21 protein-coding genes and 3 pseudogenes are annotated in these 25,469 nt (G+C 49.5%); 9 read left to right on the top strand and 15 right to left on the bottom strand.

Going from position 1 to position 25,469, the window contains the following annotated elements; all coding sequences use genetic code 11:
• Window positions 1-66: 66 nt before the first annotated feature.
• Both OGX91_RS12730 and OGX91_RS12725 read left to right on the top strand, forming a co-directional pair.
• Entirely contained in the window at window positions 67-450 is a 384-nt protein-coding gene (locus OGX91_RS12730; protein ID WP_286626453.1) for a VOC family protein, read from the top strand.
• Window positions 450-1,408: pseudogene (locus tag OGX91_RS12725) on the top strand (NAD(P)-dependent alcohol dehydrogenase). The gene OGX91_RS12730 and the pseudogene OGX91_RS12725 overlap by 1 nt, the downstream one beginning before the upstream one ends.
• 38 nt (window positions 1,409-1,446) lie before the next feature.
• Here OGX91_RS12725 and OGX91_RS12720 read toward each other — a convergent pair.
• Window positions 1,447-2,478 (bottom strand): mechanosensitive ion channel family protein, encoded by a 1,032-nt coding sequence (locus tag OGX91_RS12720; protein WP_188231649.1) that lies wholly within the window; start codon window positions 2,476-2,478, stop codon window positions 1,447-1,449.
• A gap of 245 nt (window positions 2,479-2,723) precedes the next feature.
• On the opposite strand from OGX91_RS12720, the gene OGX91_RS12715 reads away from it, so the two are divergent.
• A complete protein-coding gene (locus OGX91_RS12715) occupies window positions 2,724-2,984 on the top strand; it encodes a DUF2534 family protein (protein WP_005126625.1) in 261 nt (86 codons plus the stop codon).
• A gap of 48 nt (window positions 2,985-3,032) precedes the next feature.
• Here the strand turns inward: OGX91_RS12715 and uspE are convergent, their stop codons facing one another.
• From uspE to ogt, 3 genes are all read right to left on the bottom strand, one after another.
• A complete protein-coding gene (uspE, locus tag OGX91_RS12710) occupies window positions 3,033-3,983 on the bottom strand; it encodes a universal stress protein UspE (protein WP_005126626.1) in 951 nt (316 codons plus the stop codon).
• Window positions 3,984-4,649: 666 nt separating this feature from the next.
• Window positions 4,650-5,402 (bottom strand): fumarate/nitrate reduction transcriptional regulator Fnr, encoded by a 753-nt coding sequence (gene fnr / locus OGX91_RS12705; protein ID WP_003020397.1) that lies wholly within the window; start codon window positions 5,400-5,402, stop codon window positions 4,650-4,652.
• Between the two features lie 194 nt (window positions 5,403-5,596).
• The gene (ogt, locus tag OGX91_RS12700; protein WP_005126630.1) at window positions 5,597-6,112 is read right to left on the bottom strand and encodes a methylated-DNA--[protein]-cysteine S-methyltransferase; all 516 of its coding nucleotides are present in this window, start codon (window positions 6,110-6,112) and stop codon (window positions 5,597-5,599) included.
• 196 nt (window positions 6,113-6,308) lie between these two features.
• Here ogt and smrA point away from each other — a divergent pair, with 196 nt between their 5' ends.
• Entirely contained in the window at window positions 6,309-6,872 is a 564-nt protein-coding gene (gene smrA / locus OGX91_RS12695) for a DNA endonuclease SmrA (RefSeq protein ID WP_005126632.1), read from the top strand.
• A gap of 12 nt (window positions 6,873-6,884) precedes the next feature.
• Here the strand turns inward: smrA and OGX91_RS12690 are convergent, their stop codons facing one another.
• Window positions 6,885-8,117: a GGDEF domain-containing protein gene (locus OGX91_RS12690; protein ID WP_040230911.1), complete on the bottom strand. Its 1,233-nt coding sequence runs from the start codon at window positions 8,115-8,117 to the stop codon at window positions 6,885-6,887.
• Window positions 8,118-8,184: 67 nt separating this feature from the next.
• Complete coding sequence (locus OGX91_RS12685) at window positions 8,185-10,299, bottom strand: putative bifunctional diguanylate cyclase/phosphodiesterase (protein WP_286626446.1); 2,115 nt, start codon at window positions 10,297-10,299, stop codon at window positions 8,185-8,187.
• A gap of 411 nt (window positions 10,300-10,710) precedes the next feature.
• On the opposite strand from OGX91_RS12685, the pseudogene OGX91_RS12680 reads away from it, so the two are divergent.
• The 4 genes and pseudogenes from OGX91_RS12680 to dbpA all read left to right on the top strand — a co-directional run bounded on the left by OGX91_RS12680 (window position 10,711) and on the right by dbpA (window position 14,878).
• Window positions 10,711-11,876, top strand: a pseudogene (locus OGX91_RS12680) (methyl-accepting chemotaxis protein).
• A 159-nt stretch (window positions 11,877-12,035) separates the two neighbouring features.
• On the top strand, window positions 12,036-13,019 hold the full coding sequence (zntB, locus tag OGX91_RS12675; protein WP_005126644.1) for a zinc transporter ZntB: 984 nt from the start codon (window positions 12,036-12,038) through the stop codon (window positions 13,017-13,019).
• Window positions 13,020-13,293: 274 nt separating this feature from the next.
• The gene (gene ynaL, locus OGX91_RS24220) at window positions 13,294-13,476 is read left to right on the top strand and encodes a proline-rich small protein YnaL (protein WP_072041434.1); all 183 of its coding nucleotides are present in this window, start codon (window positions 13,294-13,296) and stop codon (window positions 13,474-13,476) included.
• Window positions 13,477-13,504: 28 nt separating this feature from the next.
• Window positions 13,505-14,878, top strand: coding sequence for an ATP-dependent RNA helicase DbpA (gene dbpA / locus OGX91_RS12670; RefSeq protein ID WP_286626444.1), 1,374 nt, complete (start codon window positions 13,505-13,507; stop codon window positions 14,876-14,878).
• 95 nt (window positions 14,879-14,973) lie between these two features.
• Here the strand turns inward: dbpA and ttcA are convergent, their stop codons facing one another.
• The 5 genes from ttcA to nifJ all read right to left on the bottom strand — a co-directional run bounded on the left by ttcA (window position 14,974) and on the right by nifJ (window position 22,029).
• Complete coding sequence (gene ttcA / locus OGX91_RS12665) at window positions 14,974-15,909, bottom strand: tRNA 2-thiocytidine(32) synthetase TtcA (protein WP_005126647.1); 936 nt, start codon at window positions 15,907-15,909, stop codon at window positions 14,974-14,976.
• A 198-nt stretch (window positions 15,910-16,107) separates the two neighbouring features.
• The gene (uspF, locus tag OGX91_RS12660) at window positions 16,108-16,542 is read right to left on the bottom strand and encodes a universal stress protein UspF (RefSeq protein ID WP_005126652.1); all 435 of its coding nucleotides are present in this window, start codon (window positions 16,540-16,542) and stop codon (window positions 16,108-16,110) included.
• Window positions 16,543-16,623: 81 nt separating this feature from the next.
• A complete protein-coding gene (locus OGX91_RS12655; RefSeq protein WP_005126657.1) occupies window positions 16,624-16,836 on the bottom strand; it encodes a KTSC domain-containing protein in 213 nt (70 codons plus the stop codon).
• A 146-nt stretch (window positions 16,837-16,982) separates the two neighbouring features.
• Window positions 16,983-18,140, bottom strand: coding sequence for a porin OmpC (ompC, locus tag OGX91_RS12650; protein WP_005126658.1), 1,158 nt, complete (start codon window positions 18,138-18,140; stop codon window positions 16,983-16,985).
• Between the two features lie 364 nt (window positions 18,141-18,504).
• Window positions 18,505-22,029: a pyruvate:ferredoxin (flavodoxin) oxidoreductase gene (gene nifJ / locus OGX91_RS12645; RefSeq protein WP_286626442.1), complete on the bottom strand. Its 3,525-nt coding sequence runs from the start codon at window positions 22,027-22,029 to the stop codon at window positions 18,505-18,507.
• Between the two features lie 274 nt (window positions 22,030-22,303).
• Here nifJ and OGX91_RS12640 point away from each other — a divergent pair, with 274 nt between their 5' ends.
• On the top strand, window positions 22,304-22,570 hold the full coding sequence (locus tag OGX91_RS12640) for a putative hemolysin (RefSeq protein ID WP_003020360.1): 267 nt from the start codon (window positions 22,304-22,306) through the stop codon (window positions 22,568-22,570).
• A gap of 13 nt (window positions 22,571-22,583) precedes the next feature.
• Here the strand turns inward: OGX91_RS12640 and hslJ are convergent, their stop codons facing one another.
• The 4 genes and pseudogenes from hslJ to OGX91_RS12620 all read right to left on the bottom strand — a co-directional run bounded on the left by hslJ (window position 22,584) and on the right by OGX91_RS12620 (window position 25,414).
• On the bottom strand, window positions 22,584-23,003 hold the full coding sequence (gene hslJ / locus OGX91_RS12635) for a heat shock protein HslJ (RefSeq protein ID WP_005126664.1): 420 nt from the start codon (window positions 23,001-23,003) through the stop codon (window positions 22,584-22,586).
• Between the two features lie 112 nt (window positions 23,004-23,115).
• Window positions 23,116-24,105 carry a 2-hydroxyacid dehydrogenase gene (locus OGX91_RS12630; RefSeq protein ID WP_040230919.1) on the bottom strand — a complete coding sequence of 330 codons (990 nt, stop codon included), beginning with the start codon at window positions 24,103-24,105 and terminating at the stop codon, window positions 23,116-23,118.
• Between the two features lie 156 nt (window positions 24,106-24,261).
• Window positions 24,262-24,567, bottom strand: a pseudogene (locus tag OGX91_RS12625) (class A beta-lactamase LEN-27); the annotation flags it as partial.
• Window positions 24,568-24,716: 149 nt separating this feature from the next.
• Window positions 24,717-25,414 (bottom strand): IS1-like element IS1A family transposase gene (locus tag OGX91_RS12620; RefSeq protein WP_103215986.1). Its coding sequence is split into 2 segments (ribosomal slippage): window positions 24,717-25,165 and window positions 25,165-25,414, totalling 699 coding nucleotides; the frame shifts between segments, so codons are not numbered across the junction.
• Window positions 25,415-25,469: the final 55 nt, after the last annotated feature.

Here is a 25,469-nt window from a genome sequence, read left to right as displayed (position 1 = left end):
AATGCACGATGTCAATATCCCTTAACGGGGGCGTACCGTTCAGAATAAAACGATAAGAGGATCGCGATGAAAATTGCACACATGGCTTTATGGACCCAGGATCTTGAGCGACAAGCCCGGTTCTGGGTGTCATTTTTTGATGGTGTAATAAACGATAAATACTGCAGCAAAACCAACCCCGGGTTTGAATCTTATTTCGTCAACATTGGTGAGAACATTGCGATTGAGTTAATGACCAAACCGGGACTGACCCACCCTGTACCTGACAATAATACTTCAGGGTGGGTGCATCTTGCTCTCTCTGTTGGTGGCGCGGGGCATGTTGATGCTCTGGCGATACGCGCAAAAGAACAGGGCATCCTGGTCTCCGGACCACGAACCACCGGTGACGGGTATTACGAGGCCGTCATTCAGGACCCAGACGGTAATTTAATCGAGATTGTAGCGTAATACGTAGTGTTCGTCGGGATCCACGTGAAGATGATGTCGTCATTGAAATATTATTCAGTAGGGTGTGTCACTCCGACATCCATAGTGCCTACAATGGCTGGGGCGGCGCTACGTATCCGATGGTTCCCGGCCACGAAATAATAGGCCGCGTGGTGCATGTTGGGAAATCGGAAACAAAATTCGCGGTCGGCGATCTTGCCTGCGTGGGGTGTATGGCATGATTCATGCCAGCACTGTAGCGCCTGCGAGCAGGGTCTTGAGCAATACTGCGAAGAGGGGAGCACCCTTACGTATAACGATACTGACTGTCATGATGGCCTGCCTACTTTCGGCGGTTATTCTGACAAGATTGTCGTGACCGGGAAGTTCGTCGTGAAGGTGCCGGAAGGAATCGACTTACGTGGTGCTACACCGTTGTTGTGCGCCGGTATCACCACATGGTCGCCGTTGCGTCACTGGCAGGTTGGACAGGGGAGTAAAGTCGCTGTTGTTGGGTTGGGTGGTCTGGGACACATGGCGATCAAGCTCGCTCAAGCATTGGGGGCTGATGTTACGTTATTCACGCGGTCGCCAGGCAAAGAAGCTGATGCCAGACGAATGGGGCCAGTCATGTTGTGCTTTCAACAGACAGCGAACAGATGAAAGCCGCGGCGAATCAGTTTGACCTGATTATTGATACTGTTCCATACGTGTATGATCTGAACCTCTATATTCCAACGCTGGTGCTTAGCGGAACGTTGGTGCTGGTGGGGCATCTGGGGCCGTTGGATCCGTTCCTGAACACGGTTCCGCTGATCCTCGGTAAAAGAGCCGTTGCGGGTTCGGTGATTGGGGGGATTGCGGAAACTCAGGAGATGTTGAGGTTATCAATATTCAGGATATTAATACCGCGTGGCAACGGATGTTGAAAAGCGACGTGAAATACCGCTTTGTCATTGATATCGCGTCACTGAAGTAAATGCAAAAAAGACGCGGATATCCGCGTCTTGATTTTGGTTAGTGGGCAGAAGGTTGTACCTCGGCATTATCCATATACAACGTCTGACTGGGGAACGCAAAGTCAGCACCGTTATCCTGAACTATTGTAATAATTTTCAAGTACACATCTTGTTGTACAGCAAGCCACTCCTGCCACACGGTGGTTTTCGTGAAGCAATACACCATGATATTCAGCGATGAATCGGCAAACTCATTAAAATAGACCAGCAGGGTTTGTTTTTGATCTATTCCAGGATGACTTTGCAACATTTTTCTGACCGACTCGACAACTGTGCCAATTTTATCAGCATCTTCATAACGTAACCCGATCACCGTTTTGATTCGTCGATTACTCATCCGCCCCGGGTTTTCTACACTGATGGAAGAGAAAATTGAGTTCGGCACATATAACGGACGGTGGTCGAAGGTGTTTATTTTGGTCATTCTCCAGCCGATTTCCGTTACCGTACCTTCGATATTTCGGTCCGGAGAGCGGATCCAGTCACCGATGCTAAACGGTCTGTCGAAGTAGAGCATAATGCCAGAGAAAAAATTGCTCAGGATATCTTTACCTGCCATACCGACAGCGATACCGCCGATGCCGCCGAACGTTAACAGCCCTGACAGGCTCATGCCGAAATGCTCACCGTACAGCAAGATGATGGCGACGACGATCGTAATCTTAATGATGCGTGACATGATCCTCGCGCTGGTGATATCTCTGCCCTTGTTAATCTGCGTTTTTTCAAACTGATTGATGACCAGAAAGAGTTTTATCGTCAGGATCAACGCTATCAACGAGGTGCAGATAAAGTCGACCACGCCTGGGGAGATAAATTTCAGCTTATAATTATCGATGACGTTATTCGCAATCGTGCCAAACGTACCAATGATAATGGCATAAACAAAAAACTGTGCTGCGTGGAATATGAGTCCTTTGCAGTGTTTTTCACTACGATGAAACCAGACGCTCATCAGGACTAACGCTGCACAGCTGCTGAGAATTACCGTTAAATTAAACGCATTATTTATAAACAGTTCAGCGATCATGATTCTCCCAGGTCACTCCGTGTTAGTTAAATATCATCTGACATCCTTCATCAGCGGATATTTTACCCAGTTCAGGTTGTCAGATCATTCATCAAAAGGAGAGAGGAATAATACAATCAGCGTTATTTTCAGGCGAATAGTGCGCATGTCAAGTTTGAGTGTGGCGTATGTAGCAGACAGTAAGTTGATGTCATGGTATTGTTGCTACAAAGTAACACGGTTTTCATCTGCAAAAGGACGATATTATGATCATGGCTAAGCTGAAGACAGCGAAGGGACGGAAGTTTCTGTTATGTCTGCTTGGGGTATTTATTATTGCGGCATCGGTTGTGACGCGCGCGACGATTGGTGGCGTCATTGAACAGTATGACATTCCGCTTTCCGACTGGACAGCCTCGATGTATGCCATTCAATCCGCAATGATTTGCGTCTACAGTATGGTTTTTACTATTTTGCTGGCTATTCCGCTCGGTATCTATTTCCTCGGAGGCGAGGAGAAGTACTAAGTACATATCATGCCGGATGACATCGCCATCCGGCATTTTGCTGCAGGATTAATCGTCTTCTTCGTCGTCCAGTTCAACCGGGGTCTGGTACTGATCCGGTTTGATAACCAGCAGATCGCAACGCAGATGGTCGATAACCTGTTCTGCGGTATTCCCCAGAAACGCAGCTGATATGCCGGTGCGCCCAACGGTGCCGAGTACCACGATCCCCGCCTGTAAATGCTCAGCTAAATCCGGGATGACCTCTTCAGGCAATCCTTTTTCAACGTGGGTAACTTTTTCATCAATACTGAATTTCTGGCGTAATGCCTTCATGGCCAGCAGATGTTGTCCACGGATGGCGTCGTTGTACACGCTGGGATCAAATTCAGGTAGCTCAATCGCAATGTTGATAGGCGTTACAGGATAGGCGCCGACCAGGTGTACTTCGGTATGGTTAACCTGTTCTGCGAGCTGCAACGTTTCCTTGACCAGTTTTTCGTTGAGTGCATTGTGATATGCCTCTTCACTGGCGAGGTTCACCGCCACCAGCGCTTTACCACCTTCCGGCCACGGCTGATCTTTGACCATCCACACCGGGCTTGGACATTTACGCAATAAATGCCAGTCGGTTGGTGTGAAAATCACGGCTTCAAGGCGATCGTGCTGGTGTGCCATTTTGAGCACCAGGTCATGCTTAGCGCTGATTACTTCCTGGATGATTGCTTCGAAGGGACGGTTGTGCCAGACCACTTTAATATCAAGCGGGATCCCTGCTTCGATATAGTATTTCGCTTGTTCACGTATCCATGCTGTTCGCTGGCTGATGACCCCCTGACGCATTGCCGTACGCTCGTCCGGCGACAGCAGGGTAGTCATCTCGTAGGAAAAGTCATAGATCGGCAAAAAGGCTTTAATTTTGCCACCAATCCGTTGATGCAAATAAACAGCTCGCCGTAATGCTGGTTGATCGTCCTGGTTTGGATCGATGACTACCAGCATGTTTTGATACATAGCCATACAGGGTCTCCTTACAACTGTCACTGCAGTTTGTATTTAAAAGAGTAACCCAATAATGTGGATTGAAACAGGGGAGAACCTCTTGCCAGATCAATAAACTGGGGAAATCTCCAGCTTTTCCCCACATCACGCTCAATCTAAACCATTTTCCGTTGTTTCTATTGTGCTTGCGCGCCAGGCGGAAAAGGTTTGGGCGCGTGGACGTTTCAACTGCCCGGCAATTTGAACCCTGCCGCTAAGGCTGATTCGTCGAACGGCTGTACGCTTTCGCGAGCCAGTGGCAACCAGTGATGAAAACTGGTGGGATGCCCGGAGTGATAAAGATGCTCACCTAAAATAGAAAAGGCTAATTCATAGCGGCGAACTGTTGCGTGTTCTATCGATGGCGGTTCTTAAATCATCGCCAGGATGCGTCATGCTGGCATTTATCGCACCTTATTTTGCGTCCGTAAACCCTGCCGATCTTATCGCATTCAGCGGTTTTTTATGCAACCAGGCAGGAAAGAGTGTTTAACCGTAGTTATTGTGACAGCATTAATGATGGGGATATTTATATTGAGGACACTTACAGTGTTTATATTTTAATTAAATCAGAGCACAAGCGCCTTCTGCCAAACCATTAAATTGGGGTAATTTAGCAATTTGACAGAAGGTTAACTGAGAAGGCTACGCAACGTTACGTGTGTGGCCAGCAAGGACAGCCAGCGCGTCGCTATTCTCAATAGTGATATATTTACCTTTCACCGCCAGCATACCGCTTTTCTGGAAGCGACCCAGCAGGCGGCTAATGGTTTCAACCGTCAGACCGAGGTAATTACCGATATCGCCACGGGTCATTGTCAGACGGAATTCGCGCGGAGAGAAGCCTCGCTGGGCAAAACGGCGGGACAGATTGTAGATAAAGGCCGCCAGGCGCTCTTCAGCATTCTTCTTCGACAACAGCAGGATCATGTCCTGGTCGCCTTTGATTTCGCCACTCATCAGACGCATCATCTGCTGACGCAGGTTCGGCATTTTACCGGACAGGTCATCCAGAGTTTCGAAAGGAATTTCGCATACCATTGACGTTTCCAGCGCCTGGGCAAAGCTTGGGTGATGACCGCTGCCAATCGCGTCAAAACCAACCAGGTCGCCCGCTAAGTGGAAACCGGTGATTTGCTCATCGCCTTGTTCGGTAATGGTATAGCTTTTTATCGTTCCGGAACGGATAGCATAGAGTGACTTAAGCTCGTCACCTGCTTTAAAGAGCGTCTGCCCCTTTTGGATAGGCTTTTTGCGCTCGATGATGTTATCGAGCTGGTCAAGCTCATGCTCGTTAAGTGTGAACGGGATGCAAAGCTGGCTGATGCTGCAATCCTGGCAATGGATAGCACAACCGCCAGACTGAATGCGCCGTATAATTCGCTTTTCCGGGATCATAGGTCTGCTCAAGCCGTAATTGATATTTGTCAATTTTAACATCTTTTTGGTGAGCACGTAAGCCTGAGCTACTCCCAATAGAGAATAATTCAGGCATAAGCGAGTTGAATGTTTGTATCTATCTGATTAACCGTACTTTTTTTGGGGGTGTATTGTGTGGAAGTGTGATGAATAAGGCATTAATTGCCTGGATTCTAGAGTAGCAGATAGCCTTCATGGCGCAATAACCACTCTTTTCGCTGCACGCCACCCGCATAGCCAGTCATTGTGCCATTCCGTCCAATCACGCGGTGGCATGGGACGACGATGCTGACAGGATTGGAACCATTAGCCGCGCCAACGGCTCTGGCGGCTCCGGGGCGCCCCAGCTGCTCAGCCAGTTGTCCATAATGCATGACCTGCCCGCAGGGTATAGAACGCAACGCTTTCCAGACCTCGCGTTGGAAAGGGGTTCCCGCTGTTGCGGTTTCAAGCGTATCTATAATGCTGAGATTTCCCGCAAAATACTCTGTCAGCTTATCGCTTAGTCCTCCGGGGTTTTTGGCAGCAATACGCTGATAACCCTCAGAACGATAATGAATATCCAGTAATTGCTCCATACGATCACGATGTTGATCCCATTCAACCGCACGCAGGCGAAATTGCTCATCACAAATTACCCACAGCGGGCCAAGGGGCGTTGCAATGATGTCTTCAAGTAAGTTCAGCATCCGTTTTTCTCATTACAGGTGGGGTTACACATTATCATGTCAATGACAGTCGTATCTATACCCCCAAAAACGGATCTTAACTTATGGAGGTAAAGGAATGTCGAACGGTGCGTTATTGGAAATAACCGTAAACCGTTGTCGGTATAATAGTGCGCGGTTATGATAGTGCCGTCGCAAAATCGCTGGAGGATGAAACATGAACCTTGATGATGCATCGCTGTTTCTTGACGCCATGGGGGATGTTCAACCACTGAAGGGATGCGCCGATGTTCACTGGCAGCCAACGCGTAATCTTCGCGCTCCGGCACGTATTGATACGCTGCAACTGGATAATTTTCTCTCGACAGGTTTTCTGGATATCGTCCCGCTGAGCGTTCCGCTGGAGTTTCGTCGCGAAGGGTTACAGCATGGCGTGACTGACAAGCTACGAACCGGGAAATATCCGCAACAAGCAAGCCTTAATCTTGTGCGACAGCCCGTTGAAACCTGCCGCCAGATGCTATTTAGCTTTATTTTACAGGCGCTGCAGGATGGATTGCGCAACGTCCTGGTGATTCACGGTAAAGGGCGTGATGATAACTCCCATGCCAACATCGTTCGTAGCTACGTCGCACGTTGGTTAACGGAGTTTGATGATGTGCAGGCTTTCTGCACCGCACTGCCGCATCATGGCGGCAGTGGGGCATGTTATGTGGCGTTACGTAAAACGGCGCAGGCGAAACAGGAGAACTGGGAACGCCACGCTAAACGTAGTCGCTAGACAGGGTAGTCATCAGGCAGCCAGCACTCTGTTTCTGCCTTCATTTTTGGCTTTGTACAATGCGTCGTCCACGCGTTTAAATAACTCATCAATACTTTCATTGGCTTCGTGTCGCGCCACACCAATACTGACAGTAAAGCGGGGAAGGCCAGGGAGGCTCACCTTGGCTACCGTCGCGCGTATTACTTCAGCGAGATTAAGCGCTGCATCTAAAGACGTTCGTGGCAAAAGCAGTACAAACTCTTCTCCCCCCCAACGAAAAACCAGATCGTCCTTTCTTGCACAGGATTCCAGGGTACGTGCCAGCGCGCAAAGTACATCATCCCCTTTTAAATGCCCGAAAAGATCGTTAATGCTTTTAAACCGATCGGTGTCGATTAGCAGCAAACTGTAATCCTGCGTTAACAATGTTGTGTGTGTCTGCGCTGGCTCAGTTATCTGATAAAAATGCCGCCGGTTGAGTAACCCGGTTAAAGCGTCATGCAAGGCGGCGCGTTCCAGTTCCAGTTCCAGACGTTTTTGCTCGGTAATATCGTGAACAATGCACAGCATCAGCTTATTGCCGTAGATTTCGATAGGACCGGCATAGGTTTGTACGTGACGGGTGCTTCCATCGGCAAGTCTGTGGACAAAATGTAAGGGCTTATGACCACCAGGAAGATGCGCAATTTTATGCATTACCGGCAATATATGGCGCCCCAGCATATTGATTTCCCAGGTATGCTTCTGACACATCACGTCATGATCATAGCCATAGAAATTCAGGGCGCTGAGGTTTGCATCCACAATCAATCCGTCGCGTGACGGATCAATAAGCAACATGGGTGCTGAGTTAGTCTGGAAAAAACGGGCATAGAATCCTTGTTTTTTCCGCTGATAGGTGGCAGAGCGGCTGGCTTTCAGACCTTGCGCTGTCGGTGTTTCAATGCCTTCATAGAGGATAACATCACCTATATCCTGAAGCGTCCTGATGGACAAACGACAGGCCAGCGCGATTTCCTCGCTTTCGCGGTAAACCGTGAGGATCTCCACAATGTCATGATGATTGCGCAAATCACTGAGATACATAGGTAAATCACTTTGTGCGTGCGTGGAGAATGTGCCTTTTCTGAGAGAAGGGAAACTCGGGGCCTGCATCAGTTCCCGTGCAACGGTATTGGCGAACACCAGTTCTTCGGTATGTGGCGAAACGATCCAGACCGGAATGGTTAATAAATCCAGTGAATGTAGCTCGTTTATGCTCATCGATAATCCCGTTATCTTCATATGCTGTGTTGCCGGTTTATTGGCGAATTTTTTTTATTATGCAATCTCACAATGTTATTGATTGTCGGTGAGACAAGGGTTGTACCGTTGGTTTTACTTTTGTGGCGTTTTCAGTTTGTATCAATTCATAGATTTTATGTGCTGGCAGGGGTTTCGCATACAGGAAGCCTTGTAGTACACCGCACCCCATCTGGGTTAACAGCGTTTCCTGCTCCTGGGTCTCTATACCCTCCGCCACAACGCGCATATTCATAGAGTGCGCTATGTCTATAATAGTAGACACGATTTTTGTATTTTTGTCGTTCTCACTAATATCTTTGACAAATATTCTGTCTATTTTTAATTCTCGCGCCGGAAGTGATTTCAGCATCAATATATTTGAATAACCGGTGCCAAAATCATCAATAGAAACGGTGATCCCCAAATCGGCAAACGCGTTCAGGACTTCTACGCTGCGTTTTAAATTTTTAAGTGCCGTACTTTCAGTCAGTTCCAGCGTGAGATGTGCTGGTGAAAGCTGATATTGCGCCAGAGCGTTGCAGACTATATCGACAATATCAGGTTGTTCAAACTGGGCTGGTGACAGATTAACGGCAAGGGTCCACTCCGTGTGGCCTTGTGACTTCCATTGATATAACTGACCGCATGCCTGCTGGAGAACCCAGGTGCCGACAGGAATAATCAGGCCTGTTTCTTCAAGTGCGGGCAGGAATTCAGCCGGCAGCAGAATGCCGCGTTCAGGATGATGCCAGCGTAACAACGCCTCAAAACCCGTCAGAGAGTGATCCCCGGCGGTGTATTTAGGTTGATACCATAATTCAAATTGATTCCGCTCAAGCGCTTGCGACAGTTCCTGCAAGAACGTTGGCGGCGTATCGGCGATAGCCTCCATCTCTGGGGTATAAATCGCCCAGCCGTTTCTGCCAGCCTGTTTGACATGATACATCGCAGTATCGGCTTTAACTTTTAGCTCATGTAACGTTGAGCCGTGTTCGGGATAAAGACTGCTTCCCGCGCTTAACGAAACGCGAATGGTATGTCCAAACAGTGTAAAAGGTTCTTTGACGGCGCTGGCAATACGGGTCATCAGCACCGAAATTGCTTCCCGGTTGCTGTTTGGCACCAGCAGGATAAATTCATCACCGCCCAGCCTCGCCAGCGTCATGGTGTCATCGAGGCAGCTGTATATGCGTTGTGTGCTGGAGATAAGCAACTGATCGCCAATGTGATGGCCCCAGGTGTCGTTTACGATTTTGAATCGATCAAGGTCGATAAAGACCAGGGCGAAGTGTTGTTGATACAGTTTGGAATGACGCAGGCAGGTTTGTAAGCAGACGTCTATTTGCGTTCGGTTGGCAAGGCCGGTCAGCGCATCGAAGTGGACCTTGTGCTCAAGCTGGCAGTTCAGTTGATGCAGATTATCGGCCAGTCTTGAGGTGCGTAGCTGAGAATCCACCATCGAAATGACCAGCATAATACCCAGAATCACCAGCGTGACGGCGCAGACCCAGATAGAGAGTTCCAGCGTGCTCAGTCCATCATGCGCAGTGTGTCCGAAATGCGTGAAGGTGGCCGCACCCATCCCGGTGTAATGCATTGAGGCAATCGCCAGTGCCATTACCAGAGCGGCAATAAGTCGGTTTATTAATGCGCGTCGGGTATTTTGCCGCAAATGAAAAGCCAACCACAGGCCGATCCCTGACGCGATAATGGCAATGACCACGGAAAGCAAAATGAGTGAGAACTGCCAGCGGATAGCAACATGTTCAACGATAGCGACCATACCAACGTAGTGCATGGTCACAACACCGGTGCTTAACAGGCTTGTTGCAACAATAAGCCGCCTGGTCGAAAGCGTTTGACCTGATATTGCAATATTGATGGCAAGCGTCGCGGAAATGAGTGCGATCAAAAAAGAAAATGCCGTGAGTGAAAAGTGATAATTAATCGGCATACTCATTTTCATGGCCAGCATGCCAATAAAATGCATCGACCAGATCCCCATCCCCAGCGTTGCCCCGCCAGATAAACGCCAGAAAGTCGATTTCCGACGACTAGAGATCGCCACTTTCCCTGCGCTATCGAGGGCAATAAACGAAGCAATGAATGCGACAACAAAGGAAATCCCAATCAGTACAGGGTCCCATGACACATGCAACATCTTACTACCCATCGATAAAAAACCGTGATGTTAAATCTAGCAGATTCTGTCCAGTTAACCTGGTAAAACCAGGTGCGTCCTTAGTTTCCTGTTAGCAGTATTAGCCTGAGCCGCTATAACGGTGGAATATGTAATTTTCACTTATGAAAACATTTGCCGAATTTATGATTTGGCGTATTTTTGTTCGCATTGTGCACTGGGTGACAATAGTCTGGCAACTGGCGTGAACGCTAGCTTATGCGGGATAAACAACCAGACTAATGTAAACTGGTGGTGTGATAGTGTGTTTTAAGTGAAAAGGCGGCATGCTCTCATTGAAAGTGGAACTTTCGGTATCGCGGAATGGCAATCTGCATTGCAGGTGCTATAAAAAATAATACTCCGCGTTATTCTTTGGCAGGCAGGATTAAAATGTTAAATAATATAAGCGTCAGGACGTTTATTACTTTATTTCTGGTATGTACCGTAGTGGCCCTCAATATCGTAGAGGTAATATTATCTGCGGGATTTGATGTCATTATCGGCACTGATGTGGTTTGTACTATTTCACTATTATATTTATGGTGGTATATGACAAAATATCTCGTCGTACCGATTAATACGGTAAAAAAAGCATTGAAGAGGTGACCGCAGGGAATCTGGCGATGAGTATTCCCGAATTCGGTAATAACTGTGCAGGCAGACTTATTCCGGGAATTAACAGTCTGGCGAGTAATATTTCCACGTTAGTCAGTGAGATCAGATCCTCTTCACGGACCGTGATGACGCTTTCTGAACAGCTCGCGGAGCGTAGCGCGGAATTGTCAGTAAAAACGGAACAGCAGTCTGGCGCGTTAATGCAAACAGCTACGAATATGGATGAGATAGCGGTTAGTACACGCAATAATGCAGATAATACGCAAATGGCGAGCGCCCAGGCCAATATTGCGACACAATCTGCTCGCCAGGGGGGCGATTTAATGGTGCAGGTCGCCACCAATATGCGCTCGATCACCGACTGCGCTCAGCAGATGACTGAAATTATCGCGTTAATAGATGGTATTGCATTCCAGACGAATATTCTGGCATTGAATGCGGCGGTTGAGGCGGCGAGGGCTGGTGAACATGGCAAAGGTTTTTCTGTCGTTGCAGGTGAAGTGAGAATATTGGCACATCGTAGCGCAGAAGCGGCAAAAAGTATTAAACGGCTTATCGATGAAACGCATCACAATGTCCAGCAGGGTGCGGCGGTTGTACGTGAAGCCGAAAAGAACATGCAGGATATTGTGGGCGGCGCAGGGCAGTTAAATCAGCTGATGGCGGAGATATTAACAACCACACGGGAACAGGAAAACGGGATCACCAGAATTACCCGGGCTCTGACCGAACTGGAAAACGTGACGCAAAGTAATGTCAGCATGGTCGATGAGTTATCTGATTCGTCCGGCATCCTGAAAAGTCAGGTGAATGATCTTCTGTCACGCACACATAAATTTCGCTTAAGTAAAAATATGCCTGTCGAAACAACCACGATCTTGCATCGAGATCCCCCTGTCTCCGGACTACGCCAACGGGTTAAATACGGTTCTTCATTTTAAGATTCAACATCTGCTTGCCACAGCGCCGAATCCGTCGGCGCTTTTTTTATTTTTTTGAACACTTTTATGAATCATTTCAGCATAATGGGACAATGCGATATTGCTTAACATATACTGAAGACTAGACTAACGAAAAGTTTGAATGTTTATGGAGGCGCTGTGGAAGCCATTAAGGGAACCGAAGTTAATGTGCCGGATGCCGTGTTTGCCTGGCTGCTGGATGGTCGCGGTGGCGTGAAACCGCTGGAAGACAACGATGTTATCGACAGTGCACATCCGTGCTGGCTGCATCTTAATTACACCCATTCTGATAGCGCGCAATGGCTGGCGACAACGCCTCTGCTTCCTAATAATGTGCGTGATGCACTGGCGGGAGAAAGTACTCGCCCACGCGTAAGCCGGGTCGGAGAAGGGACGCTGATTACGTTACGCTGTATTAATGGCAGCACCGACGAACGCCCAGACCAGCTTGTCGCCATGCGCTTATATATGGATGAACGCCTGATTGTCTCAACGCGTCAGCGTAAAGTGCTGGCACTGGATGATGTGGTGAGTGACTTGCAGGAAGGGACGGGACCGTCTGACTGTGGTAGCTGGCTTGTGGATGTTTGTGATGCTTTAACCGATCATGCCAGTGAGTTTATCGAACAATTGCATGACAAAATTATCGATCTGGAAGACAACCTGCTGGACCAGCAGATCCCGCCTCGCGGCTTTCTGGCATTGCTGCGCAAACAACTGATAGTCATGCGGCGCTATATGGCCCCTCAACGCGATGCTTATGCGCGCCTGGCGAGTGAACGTTTACCGTGGATGACTGACGATCACCGACGTCGGATGCAGGATATCGCCGACAGGTTGGGAAGAGGGCTGGATGAGATCGACGCGTGCATCGCCCGGACAGGCATTATGGCGGATGAAATTGCTCAGGTTATGCAGGAATCTCTGGCGCGAAGAACCTATACCATGTCGTTGATGGCAATGGTTTTTCTGCCCAGCACATTTTTAACCGGACTGTTTGGCGTCAATCTCGGGGGGATTCCCGGTGGCGGCTGGCAGTTTGGTTTTTCACTATTCTGTATTCTGTTAGTTGTCCTGATCGGTGGTGTTACTTTATGGTTGCATCGTAGTAAATGGTTGTAACAACTACGTTTTTAGCGACTTTCGTGAGTGAAAACGGCGAAGTTTTTGAGCGAGGTCAATAAACCATCTACCTATTCGGGGCAATATCTCTCTCGCAGGTGAATGCAACGTCAAGCGATGGGCGTTGCGCTCCATATTGTCTTACTTCCTTTTTTGAATTACTGCATAGCACAATTGATTCGTACGACGCCGACTTAGATTAGTCGGCTTTTTTTTGCCTGCAGGAAACCAGCGTCTACCCTAAAAGGGTCAGTCTGATTCACAGGAGGGTAATATGACCTGCTTATTCGCCCCGTTGCAGTTGCAACGTTCCCATTCCGATACAGTCCCCACCGACCCGGTTCCGATTCCCGATCCGATACCTCGTCCGCAACCTATGCCGGACCCGTCACCGGATGAAGAGCCGATTAAATTGTCGCATCACGGGCGCAGATCTGCGAGGATACGCGCCTGCTGAATGTGAGTTTTTACCGCGAGATTAAATTGTGACCGCTTTTTCAACCCTGAATGTTTTGCCTGCCGCCCAACTCGAGAATCTTAATGAGCTGGGTTATCTTGAAATGACGCCTGTTCAGGCCGCTGCGTTGCCGGCGATCCTGGCAGGAAAAGATGTTCGTGTGCAGGCAAAAACCGGCAGTGGCAAAACGGCCGCGTTTGGTCTTGGCCTGTTACAACACATTGATGCTGCGCTGTTTCAGACTCAGTCGCTGGTACTGTGCCCAACCCGCGAACTGGCTGACCAGGTCGCTGGTGAATTGCGTCGTTTGGCGCGTTTTCTGCCAAATACCAAAATTTTAACGCTGTGCGGTGGTCAGCCCTTTGGCGCACAGCGTGATTCTCTGCAACATGCCCCGCATATTATTGTTGCCACGCCGGGACGTTTACTCGACCACCTGCAAAAAGGCACTGTCTCCCTTGATGCGTTGAATACGCTGGTAATGGATGAAGCCGACCGGATGCTGGATATGGGATTTAGTGATGCAATTGATGACGTGATCCGCTTTGCGCCAGCGTCACGTCAGACATTGCTGTTTTCCGCAACCTGGCCGGAAGCCATTGCCGCCATCAGTGGCCGGGTGCAACAAAATCCATTAGCGATTGAAATTGATACGGTTGATGCGCTACCGGCGATTGAACAGCAGTTTTTTGAAACCGCCAGCCACGGTAAAATTCCGCTGCTGCAAAAATTGCTCAGCCAGCATCAGCCGGCTTCATGCGTCGTTTTTTGCAACACCAAAAAAGACTGTCAGGCCGTGTGTGACGCATTGAATGCGGCGGGGCAAAGCGCACTTTCACTGCATGGCAATCTGGAACAGCGCGATCGCGACCAGACGCTGGTACGTTTTGCTAACGGCAGTGCTCGTGTTCTGGTGGCCACCGATGTGGCAGCGCGTGGTCTGGATATTAAATCGCTCGAACTGGTGGTTAACTTTGAGCTGGCATGGGATCCGGAAGTTCATGTACACCGTATTGGACGTACTGCCCGAGCGGGTAACAGTGGCCTGGCAATTAGCTTCTGTGCGCCGGAAGAAGCGCAACGTGCCAATATTCTGTCCGAGATGCTGCAACTGAAGCTGAACTGGCTGCCTGCACCGGGTAATGGCTCAATTCTGCCGCTGGAGGCTGAGATGGCGACGCTGTGCATCGATGGCGGTAAAAAAGCTAAAATGCGGCCTGGTGATGTATTAGGGGCGTTGACCGGAGATATTGGTCTGGACGGGGCAGATATCGGCAAGATTGCCGTTCATCCGGCGCATGTCTACGTGGCCGTTCGCCAGTCTGTGGCACATAAAGCGTGGAAGCAACTGCAGAACGGTAAGATCAAAGGCAAGAACTGCCGGGTTCGTTTATTAAAATAAATGCCCGTAGGAGTGCCTGATTGCGCTCCGCTTATCAGGCCTACTGGTGCTGAAGTAATACCTTGTCCAGTAGGCCGGATATGGCATTCTCTACATTACTTCACTTCCAGCACGTTCAGACGCAACTCATCTAACTGGTTTTCATCTTCTTCCGGCTGCCAGCCAGCTGGTTGCAGTGGGATCTCTTCACGATCGAATGCCAGATCACCGCCATCTACCACTTCTGAGCCGTGTTTGATGCCTTTAAAATCGAACAGATTAATATCGCTCAGGTGAGAAGGCACCACATTCTGCATCGCACTGAACATCGTTTCAATACGACCTGGATAGCGCTTGTCCCAGTCACGCAGCATATCAGCGATCACCTGACGTTGCAGGTTAGGCTGAGAACCACACAGGTTGCACGGAATAATCGGGAAACCTTTCGCTTCAGAGAAGCGCTCGATATCTTTTTCGCGGCAATAGGCCAGCGGACGGATCACAATATGCTTCCCATCATCGCTCATCAGCTTCGGCGGCATACCTTTCATTTTTCCGCCGTAGAACATGTTTAAAAACAGTGTTTGCAGGATGTCGTCGCGATGGTGTCCCAGCGCAATTTTGGTGGCGCCTAATTCGGTTGCCGTGCGGTACAAAATGCCGCGGCGCAGACGGGAACAGAGAGAGCAGGTCGTTTTGCCTTCAGGAATTTTATCTTTGACGATCCCGTAGGTATTTTCTTCGACAATTTTATACTCAACACCAAGTTGTTCCAGATACTCCGGCAGGATGTGCTCCGGGAAGCCCGGTTGTTTTTGATCCAAATTTACGGCGACCAAAGAGAAACTGATCGGGGCGCTTTGCTGCAAATTCCGCAGTATTTCCAGCATGGTGTAGCTATCTTTCCCACCGGAAAGACACACCATAATGCGATCGCCGTCTTCGATCATATTGAAATCGGCAATAGCTTCACCCACGTTACGACGCAGGCGTTTCTGTAATTTGTTCAGATTGTATTGTTCTTTCTTGCTAATATCTTGATTTTGCGACATTTAATAGAGGCTCAATTCGTAGTGTGGCATCAGAAGAGTATGCATCACGCCGGATAGTCCGGCAAAAGAAGTCTGATATAAAAACTGTGGCGTGTATGGTACGGATAAGCGGGAAAAATGTCAGCACATTTAGGTCAGGAATCGCGGGGTAAAAGAGGGGGAAACAAAAAGCCCGCAGCGATGTGCGGGCCAGACAGCTTAGCGAACCACCAGAACTGAACACTCCGCGTGACGCACCACGGCTGCGGCGTTAGAGCCCAGCAGATAAGTGGTGATGTCCGGTCGGTGTGACGCAATAATGACCATATCTGCAGGTAATTTCCTGGCGATCTCCAGGATTTTATCTTTCGGTGCACCTTCAGCAACGTGAACATGCACTCTGTCCGTTGGGATATTGAACTTCTTGATAATCTCTTCCAGTTGAGATTTAGCTTCGGCTTTCAGATCGTCCATGGCCGGTAACTCTGCCGAGTAGGCCAGTCCCAAAGAAGCGTAATAGGGCAGTGACGGAATAACGGTCAGAAAATGCACCTGCGCATCGTCAATTTTTGCCTCTGCTTCAACATGGGCAATAACGCGTTGAGTTAATTCTGAGTCTGAAATATCGATGGGTACAAGAATCGTTCTGTTCATAAAACCTCCTGTTTAAGTATCCACCTAAAGCTTACCGCGTAATGGCACTTTATGTACAATGACAAAGATCACATTTTGGCATCACTTTATTTTGATTTCAGGAAACTTGCCTCTTATTACGCCGTCGTAAAATCGTCCTTTAGATACCACGCTCAGGAAATCACGAAAAATACGCGCAGGGACATGCTGATATTGCAGGGTAGCCAACTGGTGAAAGCGAATTTCCAGCGTGTGAGAGGATTCGTCATAGCCGACGGATGCAATACGGGATGATTTTACAGGATGATGATTCATTGCAGGTATCCTCTACTTCAGGTCTTAATGCAAGATATCATCTATCAAAGGCGTGTTTTAATACAATAGATATAATATTTCGATCTGGATAAAACAGATTGGTTATCAAAGAAAGGATAGCCCGCTGTTGCCAGCGGGCTGACGGATTAGAACTGGTAAACCAGACCTACTGCAACTACGTCATCAGTAGAAATACCAGTATCTTTGTAGAACTGATCATCTTCGTCCAGCAGGTTGATTTTGTAATCAACGTAGGTGGACATATTTTTGTTAAAGTAGTAGGTAGCGCCGATATCAGCATATTTGACCAAGTCTTTATCCTGACCAGCGTTGCCGTTGTAAGTCAGGTCCTTGCCTTTAGACATCAGGAAGGAAACCGCCGGACGCAGGCCGAAATCGAATTGATACTGTGCAGTCACTTCAAAGTTCTGGGTCTTGTTAGCAACACCACCCTGATCGTTATTAGCCATTGAACCATATGGAGTCATGTTACGGGTTTCGGAGTACATAGTGGCCAAATAGATGTTGTTGGCATCGTATTTCAGGCCGGTAGTCCATGCGTCAGCTTTATCGCCGCCCGCAACTGTACCACCAGCAGTAGCCTGCTGGTTAGTACGGTCAGAAGTGGTATACGCCGCACCGAAGCTTACGCCCATACCCAGATCGTAGGTAGAGGAGATACCGAAGCCGTCACCGTTGGAGTTTTGAACGTTGCGGTCGCCGCCGTTACCGGTGCCTTCCTGATCGAAAGCGTCACTTTCTTTGCTGGACTGTTCGTTCGCGCCCTGGTACTGCAGTGCAAAGTTCAGACCGTTCACCAGACCAAAGAAGTCAGTATTACGGTAGGTTGCTACGCCGTTAGCACGACCAGTCATAAAGTTATCAGCTTTAGTGTAGGAGTCGCCGCCGAACTCTGGCAGCATATCGGTCCAGCCTTCTACGTCGTACAGTACGCCGTAGTTACGACCGTAGTCGAATGAACCGTAGTCACCGAATTTCAGACCGGCAAAGGCCAGACGAGTAAAGTTGTTGCTACGATTACCTTCAGTGGTGTTGGCATTAACCTGATATTCCCACTGACCATAACCGGTGAGCATATCGTTGATCTGAGTTTCGCCTTTGAAACCACCACGAACATAGGTCTGATCGCCGTCGCTGTTCGCGTCATCAGAGAAATAACGCAGACCGTCTACTTTACCGTAGAGATCTAATTTGTTGCCGTCTTTATTATAAACTTCAGCAGCGTGAGTTGCGCCTGCAGCCAGCAGGGCAGGAATGACGAGAGCCAGTACTTTTCTGTTCATTGAAATAATCCTTTAGTTTTTTTATTTACCTGTGACTACCCATGTAGGGAGTAAAAGCATGCTAAAGGAGAAGTTCCGTAAAGAGATAAATATGAATTGTTACGTCTTAAGTAAAACCTTAAATAAATAATTCTACAGAAATAATGATAATTGCTATGAATATATAAAATGGAAGTATATAAAATAAAAATTATACAAGTGAATTGTGTTGGGCTATTCTGCGCAGGTTATATGCCTTTATTGTCACGCTTTATTTTTTTGTTGAGGGTGGGTAGCAATACTGATTCGTCAGCGAATAAATTGACAAGCCCGAACAATTGTTCGGGCTTTTTTTTGGTTCCAGGTTAATGCTGAGCGATACGTATTACTCGGTACTGCTCTTTTCCGCTTTACCAGCCAGTTGGGCCAGGAAGTCATACCGTTTTTGCAGATCAGCGGTCGCATCCTTCCACAATTGCTCGGCCACTTCCGGTTGCTGTGCGTTCAGACGACGGAAACGCTGCTCGTTCATCAATGTCTCAGCCAGCGCGTCTGACGGTGGGCGAGAGTCCAGCGCCAGCGGCAATTTACCTTCATCTGCACGACGCGGATCAAAGCGGTACAGCGGCCAGAATCCGGTAGCCGTGAGCTGGCGCATCTGATCGTGGCTTAGCGCGAGATCGTAACCGTGCTCCTCACATGGGCTATAGGCAATAATCAGCGACGGACCTGGATAGGCTTCCGCTTCCTGAATCGCTTTCACCGTCTGGTTCAACTGTGCGCCCAGAGAGATCTGTGCAACATACACGTGCCCGTACATCATCATACTGACGCCAAGATCTTTACGCGCCTTGCGCTTACCGTGTTCGCCAAATTTGGTGACGGCCCCGAGCGGTGTGGCTTTCGACGCTTGTCCACCCGTGTTGGAGTAACATTGAGTATCCAGCACCAGAATATTGACGTTCTCGGTCAGGCTAAGGACGTGATCCAGGCCGCCAAAACCAATATCGTAAGCCCAGCCATCGCCGCCAATCAGCCAGATGGATTTTTCGACCAGCGCGTCGGCATCGGTTAACAGCTGCTGTGCGCCGTCGACATCTTTCAGGTGCTGGCGCAGCGCGGCAACTTGCTCACGGCGCACCTCTGGCGTCGCTTCAGCGTGCAGGGCGTCATTCAGTTCAACCGGAATGTTATCGGCAAACTGTTCCAGTAAACGCATAACGCGCACACGGTGCTGATCTACCGTCAGACGGAAGCCCAGGCCAAACTCGGCGTTATCTTCAAACAGTGAGTTCGCCCACGCGGGCCCACGACCGTTGGCGTCGGTGGTATACGGTGTTGAGGGCAGGTTACCGCCATAAATCGATGAACAGCCGGTGGCATTGGCGATCAGCATGCGGTCTCCGTACAGCTGCGTAAGCAGTTTGATATACGGCGTTTCACCACAACCGGAGCAAGCGCCGGAATATTCAAACAGCGGCGTTATCAACTGCGAGGTACGAATATCAATGCGTTCCAGCTTGCTGCGATCGATCTCCGGCAGATTGAGGAAGAAGTCATAATTCACTTTCTCTTCTTCAACATGTTCAAGGCGAGACATCATATTGATAGCCTTGATCTCAGGATTTTGCCTGTCTTTCGCCGGGCACACTTCGACGCACAGATTACAGCCGGTGCAATCTTCAGGTGCAACCTGCAGTACGTACTTCTGACCGCGCATATCGCGTGATTTCACATCCAACGAATGCAGGCTGGCAGGGGCGTTTTCCATCGCTTCTGGTGAAACCACTTTAGCGCGGATAGCCGAGTGCGGGCAGGCGGCAACACAGTGGTTACACTGGGTACACAGCTCTTCTTTCCAGATGGGGATCTCTTCGGCGATATTGCGTTTTTCCCAGCGCGTGGTGCCCATCGGCCAGGTGCCGTCTGGCGGCAGCGCTGAAACGGGGAGGGCATCCCCCAGACCGGCAAGCATTGCCGCGGTGACGGTTTTCACGAAATCAGGCGCGGCATCAGAAACGACCGGCGGACGGTTGGCGCTGTGTGGATCAACCGGCTGCAGCGCCACTTCGGCGACGGACTCACGCGCCAGGGCCAGCGCCTGCCAGTTACGTTCAACCAGATCCTGACCTTTACTGCTATAGCTTTTGGCAATCGCCCCCTGCAGTTCAATCAGGGCGCTGTCACCAGGTAAGATTTGCGTCAGATGGAAGAACGCCATTTGCATGACGGTGTTAATACGGGCTGCCAGACCGCACTCACGCGCGATTTTGGCAGCATTAATCACATAGAAACGGGCTTTCTTCTGATTCAGTACGGCCTGAACTTCCTGTGGCAGGCGAGTCCAGACTTCATCCACGTTGTACGGCGTATTAAGCAGGAAGATGCCGCCCGGTTTCAGGCGCTCTGCCATCTGATACTTATCGATAAATTGCAGCTGGTGACAGCCAACAAAATCGGCTTGTGACACCAGATAAGCAGAGCGAATAGGTTGCTCGCTGACGCGCAGGTGAGAAACCGTCAGACCGCCTGCTTTTTTCGAGTCATAAACGAAATAACCTTGCGCATACCACGGCGTCGAGTTACCGATAATCTTGATATTGTTTTTGGTGGCCGACACGCTACCGTCACTGCCCAGACCGTAGAACAGCGCTTCGAGCTTCGCGGTACCGGGCAGGGTGTTTTCCGGCAGCGGTAGTGACAGGTTGGTGACATCATCATAGATACCGACCGTAAAGCGAGGTTTCGGCTTAGCGCTACTCAGCTCATTAAAGACCGCCATAACGCAGTCCGGTCCAAACTCTTTGGAAGAAAGTCCATAACGTCCGCCAATCACGCGCGGTAGAGTTTCCCGCTCGCCGCAGTTAAAGGCTTCTGCCAACGCGGTCATTACATCCAGATACAGCGGTTCTGCCTGGGCGCCAGGCTCTTTGGTGCGATCCAGAACGGCAACGCTACGCGCCGTTTCTGGTAATGCCTGCAGTAAATGTCTGGCGGAGAAGGGGCGGAACAGCCGAACTTTCAGGACGCCAACTTTCTCTCCACGAGCAAGTAACTCTTCGACGACTTCTTCGCAGGTACCAATCGCAGAACCCATCAAGATGATGACACGTTCCGCCTGCGGATGACCGTAATACTCAAATGGTTTGTACTGACGACCTGTCGCCGTGGCGAAATCGTTCATCGCCTGTTCGACGTTTTCGTAAACCGCGTTGTACCAAGGGTTTGTTGCTTCGCGTGACTGGAAGTAAGTGTCCGGGTTGGCAGACGTCCCGCGAATAACGGGATGTTCAGGGTTCAGCGCGCGGGCACGATGCGCATCAATTTCAGCTTGCGGCATCAGGCTGAGGATCGTGTCATCGGCCAGCGGCACAATTTTATTGATTTCATGCGATGTGCGGAAACCATCAAAGAAATGAATAAACGGAACCCGACTTTTTAGGGTGGCCATTTGTGAAATGAGCGCAAAGTCCTGTGCTTCCTGCACGCTGCTGGCACACAGCATCGCGCACCCCGTCTGGCGCACTGCCATTACGTCGGAATGGTCACCGAAGATAGACAGCGCATGAGTAGCAATGGTACGCGCGGCAACGTGTAGCACAAATGGCGTCAACTGACCGGCCAGTTTGTACAGCGTTGGGATCATTAGCAACAGACCCTGCGATGAGGTAAACGACGTAGAGAGCGCACCAGTCTGTAATGCGCCGTGAACGGTCGCGATTGCGCCGCTTTCTGACTGCATTTCTACGACGCGAGGGGTATCTCCCCAGACGTTTTTAAGCCCGTTCCCGGCCCAGGCATCTGCCTGTTCAGCCATCGTCGAACTGGGCGTAATCGGGTAGATGGCGATAACTTCGCTGGTACGAAATGCGACCGAAGCAACCGCACCATTACCGTCAATTGTGATCATACTGACACCCTTACATTGCGCAAAAAGAGGGACCCACGTAACCGCAGCGAATCCTGTAATTATCTTTCTATTTTAGCAAAAGCGCTAAAGACAGATTTTCGCTTTTGTGTCCTGGGAATAATCAGAATGAATGGTTTGATCAAAGGAGTAGCCAAAAAATTGCCAGAAAATGTAAACAGCACGCATAAATGCGCATTTTGCCTCTCGACGGCAGTGCTTCCGCTGCCTATTATTTATGGCTGTGTCGTTTGGTTAATATTCAGAGGGGAGTAAGATGCGCGCAGCGTTTTGGGTAGGGTGTGCCGCGTTATTATTATCGGCTTGCAGCAGTGAACCTGTTCAGCAGGCAACGGCCGCACACGTTGCACCGGGCATGAAGGCCGCAATGTCCAGCTCCGGAGAAGCCAACTGTGCCATGATTGGCGGTTCGCTATCCGTTGCCCGTCAACTGGATGGTTCTGCCATCGGCATGTGTGCATTACCTAACGGCAAACGCTGTAGTGAGCAGTCACTTGCCGCCGGAAGCTGTGGGAATTATTGAGCCACTGCTTTTCCTACATTAAATCTGCCAGTTTAAACGTCAGCGTTTGTTCTGCCGTAGCCAGTGTTAGCTGGTCAGCAGTCAGATCAACCTGTGCGCCTTGCTTAAACATCTCGCTGACGATACCGTCGAGCGTGTTAAGCTGTGGATCGGCGCACATCATGCGCGTCATTGCCATGTCTTTCACTTTTAATTCACCGTCGGACAGCTTGCCCTGACCATGGAACTGATTACACATTTTTCCCGACACCGTCATATTTTCACCGAAACTTAATTCAGGTGGGTTGTTGGCGACGGTTACCGGCTTGCCATTGACGCTCTGTAAAACAAAACGGTGGTGCTGTAACTGTTCGCGATTGACGGAAATTTTTCCATTGCTCACACAGCCAGCCATAAGCATGCTGAGCGCAATCAGCGTGACAATTTTCTTCATTAACTTTCTCTACGTTCGTGGCGGGATTGCATTCATGATGATAATGATATAGCCAAATTTATCATCGGAGATTATCTGAAAATGCTCCCCCGGAGGCAGGGGAGCGGAATGATTAGAAGAGGGTGTTCGGGCAGGCTTCGCCTTTGGCGATTTGAGCCAGATTCTGCAAGGTTGTTTCAGAAATGCTGGTCAACGCTTCGGCAGTCAGGAATGCCTGATGCCCGGTGAACAGCACGTTATGACAGGCCGACAGGCGACGGAACACATCATCCTGAATCACGTCATTGGACTTATCTTCAAAGAACAGGTCGCGTTCATTTTCATACACGTCCATACCCAGAGACCCAATTTTCTGGTTTTTCAGCGCATCGATAGCGGCTTGTGAATCGATCAACGCCCCGCGGCTGGTGTTGATAACCATCACGCCATTTTTCATTTGCTCAAAGGCCTCGTGATTGAGCAGATGATAATTCTCCGGCGTTAATGGACAGTGCAGGGAGATAACATCGGACTCCGCAAACAGCGTTTTAAGATCGACATATTCAACCCCTAACTCAAGGGCGGCGGCGCTGGGATACGGATCAAACGCCAGCAGGCGCATACCAAACCCTTTCAGGATCCGCAGTGCGGCAATACCGATTTTACCGGTACCAATCACCCCGGCAGTTTTGCCGTACATAGTGAAACCCGTCAGACCTTCAAGTGAGAAGTTGGCGTCACGAGTACGCTGATAAGCACGATGGATACGGCGGTTCAGCGTCATCATCATACCGATTGCATGTTCGGCGACGGCTTCAGGTGAATAGGCAGGAACACGTACGACCTGCAAGCCCAACTCTTTCGCAGCATCCAGATCGACGTTATTGAACCCGGCGCAGCGCAGCGCGATGTATTTCACACCGTGCTTTTTCAGCTCTTCCAGAACGGGGCGGCTGCCATCGTCGTTGACGAAAATGCACACGGCTTCACAGCCGTGGGCGGTTTTCGCTGTTTTTTCCGTCAACAGAAAGTCAAAGAATTCAAGTTCAAAACCAAAAGCCTCGTTAACCTGCTGCAGATACTTCTTGTCGTACTGTTTTGTACTATAGATGGCGAGTTTCATAAGACTTTCTCCAGTGATTTTGACGTCACATTAATCCAATTCAAATTATTTTACAAAATCTAAAAAGTTATTGGTAGTCATAGATATAATGAATAATTCTAGAGTATCTCTTCTTAATGTGGGCACATTGCTGGATTTAAACCACTTTACTCAGCATAGGGTGATGGCGGCATCGTATAATTCGCCGACGGTCATGCCGTCCGCAAGATGTTTTTCCGTTACCGGCGAGTACTCGACCAGGTCATGCAGGCTGTACTTAATGCGACGGTTGAGCTGCCCTTGCCCGGCGTCAACGCGTGATAGCACCGCGCCGCTGGCGAGATCCAGCTCGGCATAAACGCGTGCGGTGAGCTGGCTTTCTGCTTCTTTGACTTTATTCAACGTTGCCTGATGGGCTAACGTGGGCAGGTAAAATGCCGTGAGCAGAGGAATGAGGGACAGACGAAAGTGAGGCACAGTCATATTCTTCCCTGGGGGATGTCTTAACATAACCAAAAATATAGCAAATACATAAGGTTAAATTTGGCTCGACACATGAGTGTTAGCTTTTAGCTGGTCGTTCCTGGTTATGGACATTCGTACTGATAGTAGACTCTGGTAATGACTCCAACTTATTGATAGTGTTTTATGTTCAGATAATGCCCGATGACTTTGTCATGCAGCTCCACCGATTTTGAGAACGACAGCGACTTCCGTCCCAGCCGTGCCAGGTGCTGCCTCAGATTCAGGTTATGCCGCTCAATTCGCTGCGTATATCGCTTGCTGATTACGTGCAGCTTTCCCTTCAGGCGGGATTCATACAGCGGCCAGCCATCCGTCATCCATATCACCACGTCAAAGGGTGACAGCAGGCTCATAAGACGCCCCAGCGTCGCCATAGTGCGTTCACCGAATACGTGCGCAACAACCGTCTTCCGGAGCCTGTCATACGCGTAAAACAGCCAGCGCTGGCGCGATTTAGCCCCGACATAGCCCCACTGTTCGTCCATTTCCGCGCAGACGATGACGTCACTGCCCGGCTGTATGCGCGAGGTTACCGACTGCGGCCTGAGTTTTTTAAGTGACGTAAAATCGTGTTGAGGCCAACGCCCATAATGCGGGCGGTTGCCCGGCATCCAACACCATTCATGGCCATATCAATGATTTTCTGGTGCGTACCGGGTTGAGAAGCGGTGTAAGTGAACTGCAGTTGCCATGTTTTACGGCAGTGAGAGCAGAGATAGCGCTGATGTCCGGCAGTGCTTTTGCCGTTACGCACCACCCCGTCAGTAGCTGAACAGGAGGGACAGCTGATAGAAACAGAAGCCACTGGAGCACCTCAAAAACACCATCATACACTAAATCAGTAAGTTGGCAGCATCACC

The sequence above is a fragment of the Citrobacter sp. Cpa228 genome, assembly GCF_030333085.1.
GTDB lineage: Bacteria > Pseudomonadota > Gammaproteobacteria > Enterobacterales > Enterobacteriaceae > Citrobacter > Citrobacter pasteurii.
Note: the sequence above shows the minus strand (reverse complement) of the source record. Positions and strands in the feature narration are given on the sequence as shown.